The sequence below is a fragment of the Streptomyces carpinensis genome, from assembly GCF_002154505.1.
GTDB classification, from domain to species: Bacteria; Actinomycetota; Actinomycetes; order Streptomycetales; family Streptomycetaceae; genus Streptomyces; species Streptomyces carpinensis.
Genome location: NZ_MUBM01000165.1, coordinates 1 through 16,209 on the forward strand (window position 1 = coordinate 1; position 16,209 = coordinate 16,209).

28 protein-coding genes, 1 tRNA gene and 1 pseudogene are annotated in these 16,209 nt (G+C 71.8%); 3 read left to right on the forward strand and 27 right to left on the reverse strand.

What is annotated here, in order from left to right:
• Positions 1-136: pseudogene (locus tag BZY54_RS53415) on the forward strand (UDP-N-acetylglucosamine--N-acetylmuramyl-(pentapeptide) pyrophosphoryl-undecaprenol N-acetylglucosamine transferase); the annotation flags it as partial.
• 141 nt (positions 137-277) lie between these two features.
• On the opposite strand, the gene BZY54_RS50955 reads toward BZY54_RS53415, so the two are convergent.
• Positions 278-346, reverse strand: a tRNA-Ser gene (locus tag BZY54_RS50955).
• Between the two features lie 194 nt (positions 347-540).
• On the opposite strand from BZY54_RS50955, the gene BZY54_RS21835 reads away from it, so the two are divergent.
• Positions 541-990 (forward strand): hypothetical protein, encoded by a 450-nt coding sequence (locus BZY54_RS21835; protein WP_086726972.1) that lies wholly within the window; start codon positions 541-543, stop codon positions 988-990.
• 79 nt (positions 991-1,069) lie between these two features.
• Here BZY54_RS21835 and BZY54_RS21840 read toward each other — a convergent pair whose 3' ends face one another.
• From BZY54_RS21840 to BZY54_RS21895, 12 genes are all read right to left on the reverse strand, one after another.
• Complete coding sequence (locus BZY54_RS21840) at positions 1,070-2,290, reverse strand: hypothetical protein (RefSeq protein WP_086726974.1); 1,221 nt, start codon at positions 2,288-2,290, stop codon at positions 1,070-1,072.
• On the reverse strand, positions 2,287-2,619 hold the full coding sequence (locus tag BZY54_RS21845) for a hypothetical protein (protein WP_086726975.1): 333 nt from the start codon (positions 2,617-2,619) through the stop codon (positions 2,287-2,289). The genes BZY54_RS21840 and BZY54_RS21845 overlap by 4 nt, the downstream gene beginning before the upstream one ends.
• Positions 2,616-3,296: a hypothetical protein gene (locus BZY54_RS50310; RefSeq protein WP_143668085.1), complete on the reverse strand. Its 681-nt coding sequence runs from the start codon at positions 3,294-3,296 to the stop codon at positions 2,616-2,618. Before BZY54_RS50310 ends, BZY54_RS21845 begins: the two co-directional genes overlap by 4 nt.
• Positions 3,293-3,580 (reverse strand): hypothetical protein, encoded by a 288-nt coding sequence (locus BZY54_RS21855; RefSeq protein WP_086726978.1) that lies wholly within the window; start codon positions 3,578-3,580, stop codon positions 3,293-3,295. The genes BZY54_RS50310 and BZY54_RS21855 overlap by 4 nt, the downstream gene beginning before the upstream one ends.
• Before the next feature lie 363 nt (positions 3,581-3,943).
• Positions 3,944-4,438, reverse strand: a complete 495-nt coding sequence (locus BZY54_RS21860) for a hypothetical protein (RefSeq protein WP_086726980.1) — start codon at positions 4,436-4,438, stop codon at positions 3,944-3,946.
• Positions 4,438-4,914, reverse strand: coding sequence for a hypothetical protein (locus tag BZY54_RS21865; RefSeq protein WP_086726982.1), 477 nt, complete (start codon positions 4,912-4,914; stop codon positions 4,438-4,440). The genes BZY54_RS21860 and BZY54_RS21865 overlap by 1 nt, the downstream gene beginning before the upstream one ends.
• Positions 4,911-5,255, reverse strand: coding sequence for a hypothetical protein (locus BZY54_RS21870; RefSeq protein ID WP_086726984.1), 345 nt, complete (start codon positions 5,253-5,255; stop codon positions 4,911-4,913). The genes BZY54_RS21865 and BZY54_RS21870 overlap by 4 nt, the downstream gene beginning before the upstream one ends.
• Positions 5,252-5,728: a hypothetical protein gene (locus BZY54_RS21875; RefSeq protein WP_086726986.1), complete on the reverse strand. Its 477-nt coding sequence runs from the start codon at positions 5,726-5,728 to the stop codon at positions 5,252-5,254. The genes BZY54_RS21870 and BZY54_RS21875 overlap by 4 nt, the downstream gene beginning before the upstream one ends.
• 17 nt (positions 5,729-5,745) lie before the next feature.
• Positions 5,746-5,991: a hypothetical protein gene (locus tag BZY54_RS21880; RefSeq protein ID WP_086726988.1), complete on the reverse strand. Its 246-nt coding sequence runs from the start codon at positions 5,989-5,991 to the stop codon at positions 5,746-5,748.
• Between the two features lie 411 nt (positions 5,992-6,402).
• On the reverse strand, positions 6,403-7,440 hold the full coding sequence (locus BZY54_RS21890) for a hypothetical protein (RefSeq protein WP_086726991.1): 1,038 nt from the start codon (positions 7,438-7,440) through the stop codon (positions 6,403-6,405).
• 37 nt (positions 7,441-7,477) lie between these two features.
• On the reverse strand, positions 7,478-7,660 hold the full coding sequence (locus BZY54_RS50315; protein WP_143668086.1) for a hypothetical protein: 183 nt from the start codon (positions 7,658-7,660) through the stop codon (positions 7,478-7,480).
• A 7-nt stretch (positions 7,661-7,667) separates the two neighbouring features.
• A complete protein-coding gene (locus BZY54_RS21895; protein WP_244217275.1) occupies positions 7,668-8,081 on the reverse strand; it encodes an HNH endonuclease in 414 nt (137 codons plus the stop codon).
• Positions 8,082-8,261: 180 nt separating this feature from the next.
• On the opposite strand from BZY54_RS21895, the gene BZY54_RS21900 reads away from it, so the two are divergent.
• Positions 8,262-8,534: a hypothetical protein gene (locus BZY54_RS21900; protein WP_143668087.1), complete on the forward strand. Its 273-nt coding sequence runs from the start codon at positions 8,262-8,264 to the stop codon at positions 8,532-8,534.
• Between the two features lie 77 nt (positions 8,535-8,611).
• Here BZY54_RS21900 and BZY54_RS21905 read toward each other — a convergent pair whose 3' ends face one another.
• The 14 genes from BZY54_RS21905 to BZY54_RS21975 form a co-directional block, all read right to left on the reverse strand.
• On the reverse strand, positions 8,612-9,046 hold the full coding sequence (locus BZY54_RS21905; RefSeq protein ID WP_086726997.1) for a hypothetical protein: 435 nt from the start codon (positions 9,044-9,046) through the stop codon (positions 8,612-8,614).
• Complete coding sequence (locus BZY54_RS21910) at positions 9,043-9,525, reverse strand: hypothetical protein (protein WP_086726998.1); 483 nt, start codon at positions 9,523-9,525, stop codon at positions 9,043-9,045. The genes BZY54_RS21905 and BZY54_RS21910 overlap by 4 nt, the downstream gene beginning before the upstream one ends.
• Positions 9,526-9,555: 30 nt before the next feature.
• Positions 9,556-9,888, reverse strand: a complete 333-nt coding sequence (locus tag BZY54_RS21915; protein ID WP_086726999.1) for a hypothetical protein — start codon at positions 9,886-9,888, stop codon at positions 9,556-9,558.
• Between the two features lie 77 nt (positions 9,889-9,965).
• A complete protein-coding gene (locus tag BZY54_RS21920; RefSeq protein WP_086727001.1) occupies positions 9,966-10,175 on the reverse strand; it encodes a helix-turn-helix domain-containing protein in 210 nt (69 codons plus the stop codon).
• A gap of 216 nt (positions 10,176-10,391) precedes the next feature.
• Complete coding sequence (locus BZY54_RS21930) at positions 10,392-10,691, reverse strand: WhiB family transcriptional regulator (RefSeq protein WP_086727005.1); 300 nt, start codon at positions 10,689-10,691, stop codon at positions 10,392-10,394.
• Positions 10,691-10,975, reverse strand: a complete 285-nt coding sequence (locus tag BZY54_RS21935; RefSeq protein ID WP_086727007.1) for a hypothetical protein — start codon at positions 10,973-10,975, stop codon at positions 10,691-10,693. Before BZY54_RS21935 ends, BZY54_RS21930 begins: the two co-directional genes overlap by 1 nt.
• The gene (locus tag BZY54_RS21940) at positions 10,972-11,610 is read right to left on the reverse strand and encodes a hypothetical protein (protein WP_086727009.1); all 639 of its coding nucleotides are present in this window, start codon (positions 11,608-11,610) and stop codon (positions 10,972-10,974) included. Before BZY54_RS21940 ends, BZY54_RS21935 begins: the two co-directional genes overlap by 4 nt.
• The gene (locus BZY54_RS21945; protein WP_086727011.1) at positions 11,597-12,094 is read right to left on the reverse strand and encodes a hypothetical protein; all 498 of its coding nucleotides are present in this window, start codon (positions 12,092-12,094) and stop codon (positions 11,597-11,599) included. The genes BZY54_RS21940 and BZY54_RS21945 overlap by 14 nt, the downstream gene beginning before the upstream one ends.
• Positions 12,091-12,510, reverse strand: a complete 420-nt coding sequence (locus BZY54_RS21950) for a hypothetical protein (protein WP_143668089.1) — start codon at positions 12,508-12,510, stop codon at positions 12,091-12,093. The genes BZY54_RS21945 and BZY54_RS21950 overlap by 4 nt, the downstream gene beginning before the upstream one ends.
• Positions 12,507-13,076 carry a RusA family crossover junction endodeoxyribonuclease gene (locus BZY54_RS21955; protein ID WP_086727015.1) on the reverse strand — a complete coding sequence of 190 codons (570 nt, stop codon included), beginning with the start codon at positions 13,074-13,076 and terminating at the stop codon, positions 12,507-12,509. Before BZY54_RS21955 ends, BZY54_RS21950 begins: the two co-directional genes overlap by 4 nt.
• Positions 13,073-13,861 carry a hypothetical protein gene (locus BZY54_RS21960; RefSeq protein WP_086727017.1) on the reverse strand — a complete coding sequence of 263 codons (789 nt, stop codon included), beginning with the start codon at positions 13,859-13,861 and terminating at the stop codon, positions 13,073-13,075. Before BZY54_RS21960 ends, BZY54_RS21955 begins: the two co-directional genes overlap by 4 nt.
• A gap of 79 nt (positions 13,862-13,940) precedes the next feature.
• On the reverse strand, positions 13,941-14,657 hold the full coding sequence (locus BZY54_RS21965; RefSeq protein WP_086727019.1) for an exonuclease domain-containing protein: 717 nt from the start codon (positions 14,655-14,657) through the stop codon (positions 13,941-13,943).
• Entirely contained in the window at positions 14,657-15,190 is a 534-nt protein-coding gene (locus BZY54_RS21970; protein ID WP_086727021.1) for a hypothetical protein, read from the reverse strand. The genes BZY54_RS21965 and BZY54_RS21970 overlap by 1 nt, the downstream gene beginning before the upstream one ends.
• 5 nt (positions 15,191-15,195) lie before the next feature.
• Complete coding sequence (locus BZY54_RS21975) at positions 15,196-16,209, reverse strand: RecT family recombinase (RefSeq protein ID WP_086727022.1); 1,014 nt, start codon at positions 16,207-16,209, stop codon at positions 15,196-15,198.

Here is a 16,209-nt window from a genome sequence, read left to right on the forward strand (position 1 = left end):
GCTGCGCGACGCACTGGGCCCGCTCCTGACCGATGCCGATCTTCGATGGGGCATGGCGGAACGGGCCCGTGCGTACGGTCGCCCCGACGCAGCCGACAGGCTCGTGGACGTGCTCCTGTCCGCCGCGTCTGGGTGAGCCACCGGGCGGATGCCCGGACATGACGAAGCCGCCCGCCGTAACTCCCCCGTGGCGGGCGGCCCGTGCCGTTGGTGTGCAGAGGTCTGGGTCGGCTGCGGCGACGTACGTGTCCTGGGCCGCTGGACGACACCGGCGGGAAGCCGGCGGCGGGATTCGAACCCGCGTCACGCTCTTAGCAGGAGAAGTAGCCGCTGCCTGCGCACCTGCACGAGGCACGACCGTAGCGGGCGAGTGGGGGCGGGCGCACGCGGGTTTCCGGCACGGCATCTTCTGACTAAGGATCGGTCAAACCGCCGATAAACACCCCCTTCGAGTGCTTACCAGCTGGTTCGAGGCTTGCGCACGGTTCAGGCCGATAGCTTCTGCCGTCCGAAGGTTGATCAGGAAGGCACCACAAGAACATGCGCACGCGTATCTGGCTGGCGGGCATCGCCGTCGCTGCGGCGGCCCTGACGGGCTGCAACAGCACCGACACCAGCTCGGCGACCAGCGAGAACAAGGCCGAGGCCACAGCGCCCGCCAAGGCCCCGAAGGCGGACCTGGCGAAGCGGGACGTCAAGATCGTCCGCACCGGGTTCGAGAACCACCCCACATGGGGTGACCACGCGTACGTCACGCACTACACGATCACCAACCACGGCACGGGCGCTGCTGACTACTTTGTGAGCCTCGACTATCTGGACGCCGACGGAGACGTGTTGGGGTCGACCGGCGTGACCGCCGAGAAGCTCGGTGTCGGCAAGACCAACACCGGGGACACGGCCCCGCTCGAGGCGGAGATTTCCAACGGCAAGATCGCCGATATCAAGAGCGTCCGGGTCACCAAGGTCGAGCGCACTGACCCTATGTAGCCGCGCAGGACGCTGCGTGATAGACAGGCGACGAGGCCCCCGCTGAGGAAGCCAGCGGAGGCCTCGTCGTGCCCGGGGCCTACTCGTTGGTGAGCGGGCCGGGGTCCTTCATCCCGCGTGCGAGGAAGTCGAGAAGCTCGGTCCGGCGGGCGCGGGTGAAGCGGCCGAGCTGCTGCTGCAGGGCGATGTACTTCCCCGCGGTGACGACGTTCGCGCGGAGCCTTTCGTACGCGTTGCTGGCGCGGCTGGCGCGCTCGAGTGCCCCGGCGAGCGCCGTGGTGCAGTCGGGCCGTCCGCAGTCGCCGTCCGCCCACACCGGGTCTTCCAGGACGGCTGTGGGGGCGTCCGGCTTGGGGCAGGACAGCATGGCGCAGGTGACGAAGCCGCCACTGCCGAGGAACAGGCTGGGCCGGCGGCAGGCCGGGCAGATGCCGACCACCTTGGGCATGCGCTCGGCTTCGGCGCGGCTCTCGCCGGCGAGGACCCGCCGCCACCGCTCGACCACTTTCGGTGTGACGTGCACGGTGCGGAACGCCTGGTCGCCCGCGGTGAACCGGCCGAGGATGTCGCCGAGGGTGGCCGTCAGGTCCGCGTTGCGCTGCCGCAGGTCCTCGATGGTGCGCTGCGCGGCGTCGGCGGCGGCCAGGTGCTCGTGCAGGGGCACGCAGCCGTGGACGAGGTGGATCAGCCGACGCCGTTCTTCGTCCACCTCCTCCGAGGCGCTGACCTGGTCGTCTTGGTCGGACTGGACGAGCTCGGCGTGTTCGTCGCCCGGACCGGCCTGGTTGGCGTCCATCTCCTTGTGCAGCAGGCCGAACGCCTCGGCGAAGGCGGCCCCGGCGAGCTGGCGGGGCACGGTGGCGCTGTACGCGAACCGGAACCCGGACGGACCGGTGTCCGGACTGTCCGCGCCGGTGTCCTCGGGCACGGTCCGGACAGTGTCCGCGCTGATCGGGTCGTCTCCGGTGTCGTCGGCGGCGGGTGGGAAGGACACGAGGCCGCCCATGTCCGGACGGTCGTCGTCGGCTGTCCGGACGGTGTCCGCCTGGTCGTCCTGGCCGGTCGGGGCTGCGTGCATGTGCCCGCCTGCGGGGTCGACGGCCAGCAGTTCGCTGGTGAGTCCGCACGAGCAGCCCGGGGAGGGGTCGACGCACCGGCCGGCGACGATGATGCACCGGCCGGTGGTGTCGACGCCGACGTGTCCGAGGAGGCCGCGGATACCGCCCGTCTCGGCTGGCTCGTCGGTGAGGAACGCGTCGGTGATGGCCCGGCGGATCTCCGCCCGACGGGAGTCGGTCACTTCGCGGCCCTTTCACGGCGCGGCTCGGTGGGGGCTTCGGGCGCGCGCGGGACGCGCCCGCTGCCGGGCATCCACCAGTCGGGGGCACCGCTGCGGATGAGGGTAACCAGCCAGTCGGGGCGCTGCGGAATGGGTAGGTGCCAGCCGTCGGGGCCGGTCGGCGCGGTCACGGTGACGGTCGGCGGGTTCTCGTCGAGTTTCTGCCAGGTGATGACGATCTCCTCTGCGGGGATCTCCATCTCCTCCTTGGCCTTGTCGTCGCTGGGCGTGAGCCGGTAGCTGCGGCTTGCCGTGCGCAGGGCGGCGACCTGTTCGATCGTGACCTTCATGCGGACTCCCCGTTCGGGTCGGGTGCGGGCTGGGGCTGGACGGTCGGCTGGGGCCGGCCGGGGTCGTAGCGCCACAGGGCGTGGTCTGGGCGGGCGCGGACGTGGCACATCTCCAGCAGCTGGCGGGCCATGAACACGCAGACCTCGCGCGGCAGGTCGTACGGGTACGGCGAGGCGTTGTCGACGGCGTGCGCGAGGGCGTCGACGGTCATGCCGGGCTCGCCAACGGCCAAGGCCTCGTCCCACTGGTAGCCGCAGCGCCCGCAGGTGCGTTGCAGCCGCTCGGGCTGCGGGCCGGGCCGGTGGCGGCCGTTGAAGGCGTCGAGGCACCGGACGGGCAAGGACAGCCGGTACTCGGTGTCCGCCTCGGGGTGGAGGCACTTCGGGCATTCGGCGTCGTCCCCGGAGAACGGCGGCAGGATGCCGCCGCCGTCGTCAGGGTTGGCGGGCGGCTGGTCGGCGGGGCCGGCGGCCGCGGTCTGGCCGCTCCAGCCGAACGGGGACTCGCCCCGATCGGTGTCGACCTGCAGCTCTGCCGTCTGCCGTTCCCGGCACGTCACCCGGGCGGGATCGGTGCTGACGCGGTGGTTCGTCACCTCGCCGGGCGGGCGCCCGCAACAGGGCATGAGGCCCTGCCCGGGCAGCGGGCAGGCGTGAACGATCTCAGGGGTACTCAATGCTTGCTCCGGTTGGTGCGGCACCAGTCGTCGTGGAAGCGGCCCATGGACGTCCACCACAGGTCGCAGTCACAGGTGTTGGGGCGGAAGCGGACGCGGAGTTCTTCCAGGGAGGCCCTGCCGATCTCCCGGCACAGGGCAACCAGGCAGACCAGGGCCACCGCGTAGGCGGCTCCGACCATGTCCAACGGCGCCCGCTCGTGGAGGAGAACGGCGCCCTTCCCGGAAGCGGCGAGGAACACCACGCAGTAGGCGACGAACGCAGCTCGTCCGGCGCCGGTCACTGCGCCCACCTCCGCCACGCCCTCAGGAAGTGACGGACGAAGCCGACCGCGGCGGCCAGCAGCAGCGGCGAGGCCAAGACGACCGTGAGGAGCGGATGCATCAGGCAACCTCTCCGTTCACAGTGGGCGGTTCGCAGTGGTGGTCGGGCTCGCAGCGGTTGCCGTGCTGCGGGCAGCCGGGTTGCTGCTCGAAGCACGGCCGCGCACATGACCCGCAGGGGCAAGAGCCCACGCGCTGCTGCTGATCGCTCACGGTTCGGGGCCTTCCGGGGTGGGGCCTGGCGTCCGCCGGCCCGTCTGGTTTGCTGGAGGGAGACGAGCGCCCTGATACGAGCAGGGCGCTCGTTCACTGCTGCACGGGGCTCAGCCGTCGACCGGCTCGGGCTCTGCGTCGGCCGGGGCCGGGGCGGTGACGGCGTTCGCCGCCGTCAGCGCCAGGTCCTGGCCGACAACGCACAGCTCGGGCAGCCGCATGTTGGGGCGGCAGACGTCGCACTCGTCGATGTGCTCGCGGGCTGCTGTGAACGCCGCTCCCGCCTGCAGCACCAGCGCGGTCAGATCCTGCCCGGTCGGCATCTCCGGGTCGGCCAGGGCCGCAGGGCTGACCTTCTCGCCGTGGATCCACGCGGCCAGCCCGTCGGCCCACATCTGCCGTGCCATGTCGGCCTGCTGCTGCCGGAACTCGGCGTCCTTGCGCAGCGTGGCCAGCTGCGGGGCGTGCCGCTCCACCGCGTCCAGGTGCGGCTGCTGCAGGAGCCGGGTCAGCTCCACCGGGGTCCGCGTGGTGCGGCCACCGCCGGGGTCCAGGCACATCGCCAGGAAGCGGCGGACGTCGTCTTCGGTCTCCAGGTAGTCCATCAGAACTGGTCCTTCCGGTTGATGAGGGTGGGTCCGAAGCCGTGCCACGGCGGCACGTCCGGGGTGGTGGTCCGTCCGGCCTCGGCGATCGCGGCGGCGATCACCCGGCGCAGACCGGCCCGCCGGTCGTCGGGGCAGCGCTCGCCGGACTGGACGTCGGCGAGGACCGGCCGCAGCGGGATCGCCTCGGTGCAGATGCGGCCGCGGTGGTGGACCTGCTTGTGCCGGTCGCCGATGTGCAGCCAGTCCCCCGCGTCCAGGTCGGCCGCGACAGCCAGCTGGTCGACGCGGTCACCGAGGGCGGGGCCGCCGTCGGTCCAGGCGATGCGGAGCCGGGTCCCGCCGTCGGGGCGGTGGAAGACGATCCACAGGAACGTCTCGGGGCCGGCCTGGTCGGCGATGTCGTCGACGATGGCCAGCTCGACGGGGGTCGGGTCGGCGGCGATGACGAGCCGCGCAGGCGTCTGGGTGGTCATGGGGTCCTCTCGCTGGTCGGGGTGGTCTGCTCGGCTCGGTCTCGGCGGCGGCGCTCGGACGGGCCGACCAGGTCGGCGCCCCGCTCGAACGCGGCGACGATCGGCGCCATGCGGCTGGCCTCCCGCTGGGCCTTCGCGCGGGCCCTCATGCGGGCGAGGACCTGCGCCACGGTGGGCCGCTCCCACGTGTGCATCCCGGCCGACGCGATGTAGGCCCGGCCGTGCGTGCTCTCGGGAAGGCCGCACCAGCGGCAGCCGGACGGCACCGGCGGGTTCCCGTCGCGGAAACGGATCGGGCCCCGGCGCAGGCCGGTGACCGGGTCGCGGGTCACGAGGGTCACGAGCCACCCCCGGCCTCGCGGGCGGCCCGCACCTCCTGGTGCACGTCCGTCGCCGTGCACACGGCCATCTGGAACAGCATCAGCAGCCCGTCGACGAGCAGCTGCCCGTCCGCGCCCGCCTGCCGGTACAGCGCGTGGAACAGCGCCTCGGCGTGGTCGCCGTCGCGGTTCGCCCGCGCGACCGTGAACTGCGCGGCGAACCGCACATGCGGCGGCAGGTCCTCAGCCGAACCCGCCTCGCCGGTCTCCGTGTTCTCGACGGGCATGCCGAAGTACGAGCCGGGCTGCCGGTCCCGCAGCGCGGTGAACGCCGCGACCTCGGCGAGCATGCACGCCAACGCGAACGCGTCCCGGTAGCCCCCGGCGATCAGCGGCACGATCAGGTCGACACCGCCCTCCAGGTCACCGGTCACGCCCTTCGCCAGCGCATCGCCGACGATCCGGGGCGCATCGGCCTCTGCAGTGGTCGTCATTCGTCCTCCCAGTCCGGTCATCCCAAGGCCCCCGTCCACAGGGCCAGTTCCTCCGCCGCCTCCGCGTTCGCCCGCACCAGGCCCTCGCGCTCGTCGAGGACCTCCGCGAGCGCCGTCCGGCAGTCGGCCAGCAGCCGCCGCAAGTCGGCGTCGGCCGGCGGCTTCACCGCGCCCAGCCGGGCCAGGACCTGGCGGACCTCCTTCAGCCGGTCCGGGCCGAGCTGGAAGCGGGCGGGCGTCTCCTCCGCAGTGCTGTCGGCCATCACGCCGACTCCTGCGACAGGGCCAGGTCGTTGCGGCACGGAGCACCGCCCGGGTCACCGTCCGCGCCCCGAACCGGCGCACGGCCTCGTCCTGGCCCAGCTCGGCGACCGCACGGGCCACCTGCTCCAGCGGCACCGCCTGCACCACCGACCCGTCGCCGGTCTCGCCACGGCGCCGGTTCGTCGCGCAGAACAGGCACGCGTCCCCGGCCGACGGATCGACCGGCGCATTCGGGTGCTGCGCACACCTCCGGGCCAGCGACGCGCGGGCCACGACGAGGAGCCGCCGGGCCGCGTCCATCTCCTCCCGGATCTCGTCCAGATCCTCCGGGGCGGGCTGCAGGGCGATCAGGTGCTCACCCCGCTCACCCAGGGCGCGCAACGCCACGCCCAGCTCGGTCACGTGCTTGCTCATGCGGTCTCTGCCTCCTGGTAGGTCGCGAACTGGCAGTCCTGGCAGGTCTGGTCCGTCCGCGACCGGAACTCACGCCCACAGCCACAGATCCGGGCCGGGGCAAGCGGGTCCTCGCGCTTCCACTGGAACGGCGGCCGCGCGGGCTCGGCGGGCGCGGGCGGCACGTCCGGGACGACGGCGATGATCGGCGGCTGGATGGCTCGCCCGCGTCGGGTCTTCGGGTGGGCGGGCAGCTCCTGGTGCCGCGAGCAGCGGGTCCGGCCTGGCTTCGTCAGCGCCCGACCGCACTCCTCGCAACGGCCGTACGGCACGTCATCGGGTTCCGCTGACGATTGATCGCTCTCCCCGGGCCTCGCACGCCCGCGCGTCGGTGGCTGAGGTGAGTCATCAGCCATCGTCTGGTCAGTTCCCGGGTCCCTACCGAAGGTAGGGCGGTACTGGTCCCCCCCGGCGGGAACGGTGTCCGGAACCCGTTCCCGAACGGGGTCACTACCCGTTCCAGAACGGGGTCCGGGAATCTCGGAACCCCCGGCGGGAACGGTGTCCGGAACCCTGTCCGGGAACGGTTCCCGGACCCCGTTCTGGAAGGGGGTCCGCGAGCCCTCGTCGGCCTCCTCCTCCGCCTTCTTGGCGAGAGCACAAGCGATCTCCTTCGCCTTCTGCTCCTTCCTTCGCTTGGCCTGCCGGGTGTCCGTGTAGAGGTGCAGGTGCTCCAACCACGGCACTTCCTTGCCGACCGGAGGCACCAGCAGGTACACCGACGGCAGATTCGGGCGTCGCTTCCGGCGAAGGAGACCAACGGCCATGAGGACCTTCACGCAGCGCGTGACTGTCTCCTCCGTGCATCCGGCGATGGCGCCGAGCGTCTGGTAGCTCGGGAAGGCATTCGTGCCGTCAGCGTCCGCGTACGTGGCGATCAGGATGCCGATGTGCACGCACTTCGACACCTCCTGTCGCCGCATCCGCAGAGCCTCGTCACGGAGGCGGTTGATCCACGCGTTGCGTACCGACTGCTTGTGCTCGGTGGTCGCCACGTGTGCCTCTCTGAGTCGTACTGGTCAGGGGTGGGGGTCAGGCGGCCTGTTGCTCGCGGAAGCGCTTCAGCTCGGCCATGACGGCCTCGTGGAGGGCGAGCGCCATCGGCGCCAGGTCTGTGGACCTCTGCGCGCCGGCCCGGACGGCAGCGGCCCACAAGAGCGGGGCCGAGTAGCCGAGGCGGGCGATCTCCTCCACGGACTTCCGTGCTGCCGACATCTCCTCTTCAGTGGGCTGTGGGTCCGGGTTGGGGTAGCTGCCGGTCCAGCCGTAGACCCCAGCCACCGAGGACCTGATGCCGCCAGAACGAGTCCGCGGCCGGGTCGTAGGGCTGCCGCAGGTCCGCCGCCGAGTTCTCCGCGAGCAGTCCCCACACCGATCGCTGGAAGGCCGTGGTCACCACGGGCTTGGTGGCCTCCAGCGCGGTCGTCACGACCTCGTCGGGTGCCGTGCTGGTCTTGCCGTTGTTGCACGGTCCGCAGGCTGTGACGAGGTTGCTGCGATCGTCGGTGCCCCCGAGGGCTACCGGCGTGACGTGGTCGACGGTCAGCTCGGCATCGGCTGCGGTGGTTCCGCAGTAGCGGCAGCGGAAGCCGTCTCGGCGCAGCACCTCGAACCGCATGCGCGGGGTGACTGACATTTCCAACTCCTTCAGGCGGGCAGACGCGTTGGGCTGATCACCACCCGAGAGGCGATGATCAAGACATAGCCAACATAGCATTTGGCCAACACTGATGTTGGCAATGCGGTAGTAGTAGTTCGCGTACACACCCGCGAGGCCAAGCCGACTGTGGCCAACGGCCTGTGGGAAGATCAGCCCATGCCCGAGGAGACGCCATTGACCCGTCTGCAGGCCGCGGCAGCTGCCAAGAAGGCCGCTGAGGACGAGGCCCAGAAGATCCGCGACAAGGGCGCCGCGCAGTTCGCCGAAGCCGTCGTCTACGCGCTCACTCACGACGGCATGAAGCCCAAGGAAGTCGCCGACGCCACCGGGGTCCACTACGAGACGATCCGCCGCATCGCACGGGCTGCTGACGTCGAGCGTCTGCGTGAGCCCACCGTCACGAGTCGGCGCAAGGCCGAGGAACGCTGACCGCCCCTGAGGCACGCCGAGGCGGGGGCAGCCGACAATGGCTGTCCCCGCCTCGTGCGTGTGAGCTGTTCTCACGGTCATCCGGCCTGCCGCCCGCCGGCGAGCGCCCCCGCCGCCTCGGTGGCCCGGTTGAGCAGCCGTACCCACGCCTCGAACGGCCGGTCCCTGAACAGCACCACCGGGTCGATGACTCGGACGACGGCGGCGGCCTGGCAGGCGAAGGAGACGCCGGGCACCTCGCAGTCCGGGTCCACTTCCAGGGGCCCGTCCGGCTCGACCTGGTACAGCGCCCCGTCGGGTTTGACGGCCGCGTAGACGCGGGCGACGTCGCGGCCGATGGTGACGTACACGCGGTCGCCTCGGGCGTGTTCGGGGCTGGCGCCGAGGGCCTGGGCGGTGCCGGTCAGCGTGTGCTCGACGCCGGTGGCGATGGGCGGGAGCACGCGGTCGCCGGGCCGTAGGCCGGGGACGCCGCCGTGGAACAGGCGGACGCCGGGCGGGCTGGTGGTCATGCTGCTGCTCCGGGGGTGGTGCCGAGGTGGGCGTGGCCCGCGTTGCACAGGCCGGCTGCGTCGGCGACGAGCGCGGCGACGCAGCGGACGAGGTGTTCGCCGCCGATCTGGGCGGCCGCGGTGAACACGGCTTCATCGGTGTCGTGGTCGCCGTTGGCGTAGGCGACGATGAACCGCAGCGAGAACAGGTCTTCAGCGGTGGTGACCCCGGAGTCGCGGCGGTCGGGCCGTAGTTCGGGCTCCAGCTGGCGGACGATCCACATCTCACCGCGTTCGGGCTGGGGGGCCTGGTCGCCGAAGAGGATCTGCAGGCTGTGGTGGGCGGCGTACGCGAAGGCGCAGCACATGCCGTACACGCGGTTTATGTCGCCATCGAGGGCGACGGCCTGAATGTGCTCGGCGGCGGTGTCGGCGTCGCCGCCCATCTGTGCGGCGAGGGCCGCGTAGATGTGCTGGGCGGCCTGATCGGTGCTCATCATCGGGTGCTCCGGGAAGTGGTGGGGGGCGGGTCAGCAGCCGTCGACGTCGATGTCGATGTCGATGTCCACGCCGTGGCCGCCGTGGTGGCCGTGGCCAGCCGTGTGCGGGGCTTTGCTGACGCGGGCGGTCGGCCTCGGTGCGGGGGCCTTGGTGAGCTTGGGCGGGGCCGCGGGAGCCCTCTTGGCGGGTGCGGGTGCTGCCGGGCGCGGGCTGGGCTTGTCGGCGGCGGCCAGGGCCGCGTGGAGCTGCCCGGCGCCCTGGCATCCGCTGTCGTTGCCGTCGAGCTGGCTGCTGCAGGCGGCGCCGATGATGAGCGCGGCGACCGCGGCGACGGCGAGGCCGACGACCGTTCGGTTCTCCATGAGGTGTCTCCGGCTGGCAGTGGAAGGGCTCGGGACGGCACAAGGGGGAAGGGCCGCCCCGAGCCGGTCGAAGGGGATCAGGCCTGCGTCTTCTTGGGCTTGGCGCCCTTCACACCGCCCCGGACACGCAGCTTCGTGCCGACGGACAGCAGCAGGTTGCGGACCGTGCCGTACGAGTAGCCGGAGTGATCGCGCAGGTTCCTGATCGACGACCCGGCGTAGTACCGGCCCTGCATGTCCTTGGCGATCCGCTCCCGCTGGTCGGCGGGAATCTGGGCGTTCGTCACTGTTTCCGGAGCCTTTCGTTCTCCCAGGCCTCGGCGTACTCCTCGGCCTGTTGGGCGATGGCCAGCTCTGCGCACACCTTGTGCGCGGGCCGTCCGTCTGTGTCTTGCAGCGGGGTGAGGCGCCCGCAGTACCGGCAATTCCTGTCGACGCCGCCCCAGTGGCCGTACGTCCAGTCGAGGACGCCGGTCGGCGGGATCCTGGGGCGGCGCGGTGCTCTAGGCCGCCGGGGCTTGCGTGATCCGGCCACGGCTGGTCACCAGTGCCCCTCGCTCGTCGGGGTCGAGCCCACCCCAGATACCGACCGGCTCACGGCGCTCGAGGGCCCCGGCCAAGCACGGCTCGATGACCGGGCACCTGGCACAGACCTGCTTGGCCACGGTCGCTTCGAGCTCCCCGATGCCTCGCCGCCAGTCGTCCGGGAAGAACGTGGCGGGGTCCTTCTCACGGCACAGGGCCCGGTCGCCCCACCAGTCGCGCCGCTTGTGCGTCGTGGGCGTGTCGTAGCTGGTGCGCATCAGCAGCCTCCTCGGGAGTCGCGCCCGGACATGTCCGGGCCGTTGTCCGCCGAGGTGTCCGGACACGTGTCCTCGCAGGTCGGCGGCTTGGAGCGGGACGGAAGCAGGAGGGGCACGGACAGAGCCCGGACACGCGTCCGGGCACTGTCCGACTGGCCCGCCCAGAGCAGGGCGGGCACAACGACGAGGACCAAGGCGGGCGGCCCCCACAGGTGCGCCGACCGCACGGCGGCATCCACCGCCACGGCGAGATCGAGCCACAGCACGAACAGGTCCACGGTCACGTCGGCACCCCGTCATCCCGCCACCGGCGGATCGTCTGGTCGCAGCAGCCCAGCCGCCGCGCCAGCTCGACCACCGCCAACTCCTCGCGGACCAGGCCCACGGCGGGATCGGCCAGCCGGAACGCCATCCGCTGCTCGGGCAGCGCCAGCGGCGGGTACGGCGGCTTGCCGCGCAGCGCCTTCCGGATCGCCACCAGGTCCAAGCCCCGATAGGTGAGCCGGCCGGGCTCCGCAGCCCGCATGACGTCGTCCTCCTGGTGCTCACCGGCCACACACGCCTTCCGCGTGCACGTGCCCTCGCAGCGGCCCAGCGGCTCCCGCCCGTAGTGCAGGCGGAACGCCAGCCGGTACGCGGTCTGCGTCTTGCCCGCCATCGGCACACCGTCCGTCGAATGTCGGCCCAGCCACATGCGGTGGCCGCCACCGACGGGCACCGACAGCTCCTCGTAGTCGGCGAGGGTCCACGGGTCCCGCCGCAACCAGTACGGGCGCATCCCGAGGTCCTCGCGGACCTGCCGGACAAACTGCTTGCGGACGCGCAACTGCTGGGCGGCAGCGCCGTTCGAGATCGGTCCGGCCTTCAGCAGACGCGCCGTCCGCTCCCACTTCTCCGCTTGGGTCTCAGGCGTGGGCATCGTGCGCCTCCTGGCCCGGAAGACGCTGCTGGACGGCCTGGTCCCGCATCAGCCGGTCGGACAGGTGCCCGCCCTCCACGCAGTGCGGCATCTCGCACTCGACGCGGATTTGCCCGATCGGGTCCTGGCCGTGCCCGATCCGGAACGCGACCCGGTACGCGGTCTGGCCGCTGACGAACAACGGGGTGCCGTCCTTCAGGTGCCGGCCGAGCCACCGGCGGTGGCCGTCGTCGGTCACCTTCCTCTGCTCGAAGAACCGCTGCCGGGTCTCCTCGGACACCTCGTGGGCGTCCCGCCTCGGCCAGCGCACGCCCGTGTTTGCGCGCACCGGCCACGGCTCCATGCCCAGCTCCCTGCGGACGCGGGCCACGAACGACTCCCGGCAGCCCAGCCTCTCCGCCACCTCCGCATCGGGGGCGTTCTCGGCCTGCAAGATGCGGGCGATGCCCTCCCAGCTCGCCCGTACGGGCTCGCACTCCGTCATGCGCGCACCGCCTTCAGGTCGCCCTTGGCCAGCTCGCGCATCACCCGGTCCGCCAGGTGCTCACCGGCCAGGCAGTGGTTGACCCGGCAGGTGCCGCGCACCTGCCCCTCGGGCTCGCGGCCGTGGTGCAGCCGGAAGGCGACCCTGGCCGCGGTGACGAAGTGGTCGACCAGCGGCACCCCGTCGCGGGTGGTGCGGCCCGTCCACGTCACGTGGCCGTCCTTGGTGACCCGGGCCAGCTCCTGGAACCGCTCCTCGGGCGACGGCCGGGGCGGCGCCGGATACGCGGGGAGGCCGAGGCTGTCACGGACCCGGGCCACGAACGCCGGCCTGCAGCCCAGCCGCTCGGCGAGCTCCAGGTCCGAGACCGTCTCCGCCTGCAGGACGGCCGCCACGCCCTCCCAACTCGGGCTCACCGGGTCACCGCCTTCGTGCGGCGGGAGTCCTGGAAGCACTCCCGCTTGCAGAACCTCTGCTCGGCCCGGGACGGCGTGAACGAGCCGCCGCAGCCCTCGCACGGGCGGACGTTGTCGGTGCCCCGGCGCATCGTGGAGACGTGCGGGGCGATCACGAGCACCGTGCGGGGGCGCTCGGGGTCCAGCTGGATCTCGGCGTACTTCGCGGTCACCTGCGAGTCGTCGACCCACAACAGGCCGTTCCCGGCGTCGCAGACGTGCTTGAGCAGGTTGTCGCCGTCGATCTCCTGGCGGCTGGACCGGTGGAACACGCAGCCCAAGGCGACGTTCCCCGTGAGCGGCGGGCGGCGCCACCACAGGCGCATCCGGTCCTTCGTGGCCCGCTCCGCCTCGGCGTCGGCCGGGTCCTTGTAGGCGCGGCCCTCCTTGTTGAACCTCGGCCGTGCCTTGCTGTGCGGCTCCCCCGCCAAGACGGTGCCCCACGCGGTCTCTTCGTCGGGGGCGAGGAACTGCAAGATCTCCTCGGCCCGCTGCCGGTCCCCCGGCCGAGCAGCCGTTGTTGTCATCCCTCACCCCCGGCCGGCTCGGGCCCCTGCGCGTCCGGCAGGACGAAGGTCGGCGCGACGATGAGCCCGCCCGGCTTGTACGGCGGCTGGGGCGGCTGGGACGGCTGGGAGGCCAGCCGCGGGTTCGTGACGTTGATGAGGACCACATCGTCGGCCGCAGTCGCCCCAGTGTTCGCGTAGCCGTGCAGCATCACGCCAGGCAGCTCGTCAAGGCCCAGGAACGTCGTCGGGTTGGCGAGCTGGTACATCGGCACCGACACCGAGACGTCCGCGCTCCAGCGGGCGACCACGACCTGCGCCATGCACGCCTTCTGGTCGACGTCCTGCACGACGAGCGCGGTCGCCGCCCACGGCTCGACCCGGGCATCCAGGTACAGGCGGCCGAACTGGGTGATCTGCGGGCGGCCGTCCACGACGGTGACGTACCGGCGCAGCGTCAGCTGCTCCACCCGGCCCGTCGGGTCGTCGGTCGGCTGGCCGGTGTCGATCGCGCGGAGCAGCGTCTCGGTCTCGGCAGGCAGCGAGCTGCCCTTGGCCGCCGACACGGCGCGGATCCGCGCCATGTGCCACGCCATCGTGCCCGGCGTCTCCTCCGCCGCGCACGGGCAGTTCAGCACGGTCTGGTGGTTGTCGGGGTCCACGTGCCCCGCACAGCCGATCACGTTCGTCCGGCCGCGCTTGCACAGGGCCTCAGTGCAGCAGGGGCAGTTGGGGCAGTCAGCCTGCTTCGGACGCACATACTCCGGGCCGAACGGCTCGTGCTCAGGTCCTTCGTCGTAGCTCATGGGTGTCCTACCAGGTGAGGTGAGCGGTGGAGCTGCCGCCCGGGGCACGGCGACCCCGGGGCGGCAGCAGAGGGGCCGGTCAGGCAGTGGCCGGGGCCGGGAGAAGCGGCCAGTCGAACGGGGAGTCGTCCACGTCGTGGCCGACGCGGGCCAGGTACTCGCGGAACTCTTGGGTCTGCTCCCGCGCCCACACGACCTGGGCCTCGTGCAGGTCGCCCAGCTCCTGACGCGTCAGCCACGGATGCCGCTTGGCGATCTTCCAGACGACCGCGCAAGCCGCCTTCGCGTCGACCTCCGCGTTGTGCGCGCGGTCGAGCCGGACCCCCCAGTGCGCGCAGATCGCGCCGAGGTTCCGCTTGCCCCTGCGGTACTTCGCGAAGCGCTTGTCCAGCACGCGCGGGTCCAGGACGACCGGCGTCGAGTTCCACAGGCTCTTCACGCCGTACCGCTCGCACTCGCGCTCAAGCAGCGTCAGGTCGAACTGGGCGTTCATCGCCACGAGCGGCAAGCCAACCATCGAGTACGCGGCCAGCGTCTCGGTGACCTCGCGGATGACCTCGGCGGCCGGGCGGCCCTCCGCACGAGCCCGCTCGGTCGTGATCTTGTGGATCCTGGTCGCCTCGGCCGGGATCTCCATCCCGCCCACGTCCGACCGCCAGCTCCGGACCTCGGTGGGCTGGCCGCCGCCGTAGCGGACCACGGCCCCGGACACGACGCGGTCCCGGTTGACGTCGACCCCAGTCGTCTCGAAGTCGAGCCCGATCAGCGGGAAGTCCAGCCATGTCTTGCGGGTCATCAGTGGTCTCCCTTCGGCAGGAACCGGCCCGTCAGCTCGTCGCGGACCGTGCCCGCGTACGCGGCGTCACGCCGGTTCTTCATCTGGGTGGAGCGGTCGGTCCAGCGGCAGTTGTTGGGCTCGTAGCCGCGGTTGTTGTCGATGCGGTCCAGCTCCAGGCCAGGCGGGCGCTCGCCCATGTCGGCGAGGAAGTTGGCGAAGTCGCGCCAGCGGTCGCACACGGTGATGCCGCGCCCGCCGTAGTCGGCCCACTTCTTGTGGCTTGGCCTAGTGCAGCGGGCGACCATGTCTTCCCAGGTCATGTAGAGCGAGGTGCCGGCATGGCCGTGGCGGGTGCTGCGCTCGACAAGCAGCTCGGTGCGGAGGCAGCCGCAGGACTTCGTGTACCGGCCGAGGTCGAGGAAGCGGACGGACTTCTCGGTGCCGCAGTCGCAGCGAACCTCCACGAACGTCTCGCCGGGCTGGCGATCCTTCGTGACGGTGAGACGGCCGAACCGCTCCCCCGCGCGGAGCGGGCGGGGAGCTGGGCTCACTGTGGTCACCTCCGTCCCTTGCGGCGGCCTGCCCGCGTCGACCGACGCGGCTGCGACCGCTTCTTGAGGGGCCGCCGGGTCACCGGGGCCGTGGGAACGTCCTGGGACGCCTCCGCCGCGGTGTGGGCCCGCTCCGCCTCGGCGAGGAGCTGGGCGGCCTCGGTGTCGGACGCGTGCAGGATCTGCACCTCGCCCCGGTCGCCGGCGTCGTCGGCGTCGGCCAGTGCCCGCAGCTCGGCGGACTTCGGCACCACGCGGATCAGGCGGCGGATCGCGGATTTCTCCCACATCCGCAGGAAGAAGCGGTGCCAGTACGAGTCGCGGGTCTCGTTCTCCTCCGCCCGCCGGTACGCCTCGCTGAACTCGTTGCGGATCTCCTCGGCGTCCTCCCGCGTCAGGAGGATCACCTGCGAGCGGGCGCCGTTCTTGAGCCAGGCGTACGCGTACGCGATGACGACCTCGCCGCGGTCCTTCTGCGACAGCTTGAGGTTCGGCCGGTGCACGAAGTCGTCGGGGTACCGCGCGGTGGGCACGTAGTCGTACTCGTCGTGCCCGCGGATCACGCCGACGTGCACCGACTCGACCAGGCCCGAGCGGTACATCAGCTCGATGTAGCCCTGGTACATCGGCACGAAGCTGGCCGTCGTGCCCTGCCGCGTGATGGCGGCCTGGTGGCCGTCCGGGATCAGCCCGAAGCGGGCGCAGGTCAGCAGCGCCTGCAGGACACTGGCCGGCTTGCACTTCGCCAGCGTGGGGAGCACCGACCGGACCGCCGCGAAGAACGCGGACTGGTCCACGCAGGCGGGCAGGGCCTCCTCGAAGTGCTTCCGGTAGACGCCCAGCCACTCCATGACCGTGTCGTTCATGGAGGGCTCGACCTGCTCGTGGCCCTTGATGTCCGCGAGTTCGGCCGGGGAGTCCGGCGCCTGGTCGTGCTGCTCGGCGGCCGGGGCCGCCGTCGGCTCGGCGGCCTGGCGGGCAGCCTTCAGCCGGTCCTTGAGAGTCAGTGCCGTCGTCAT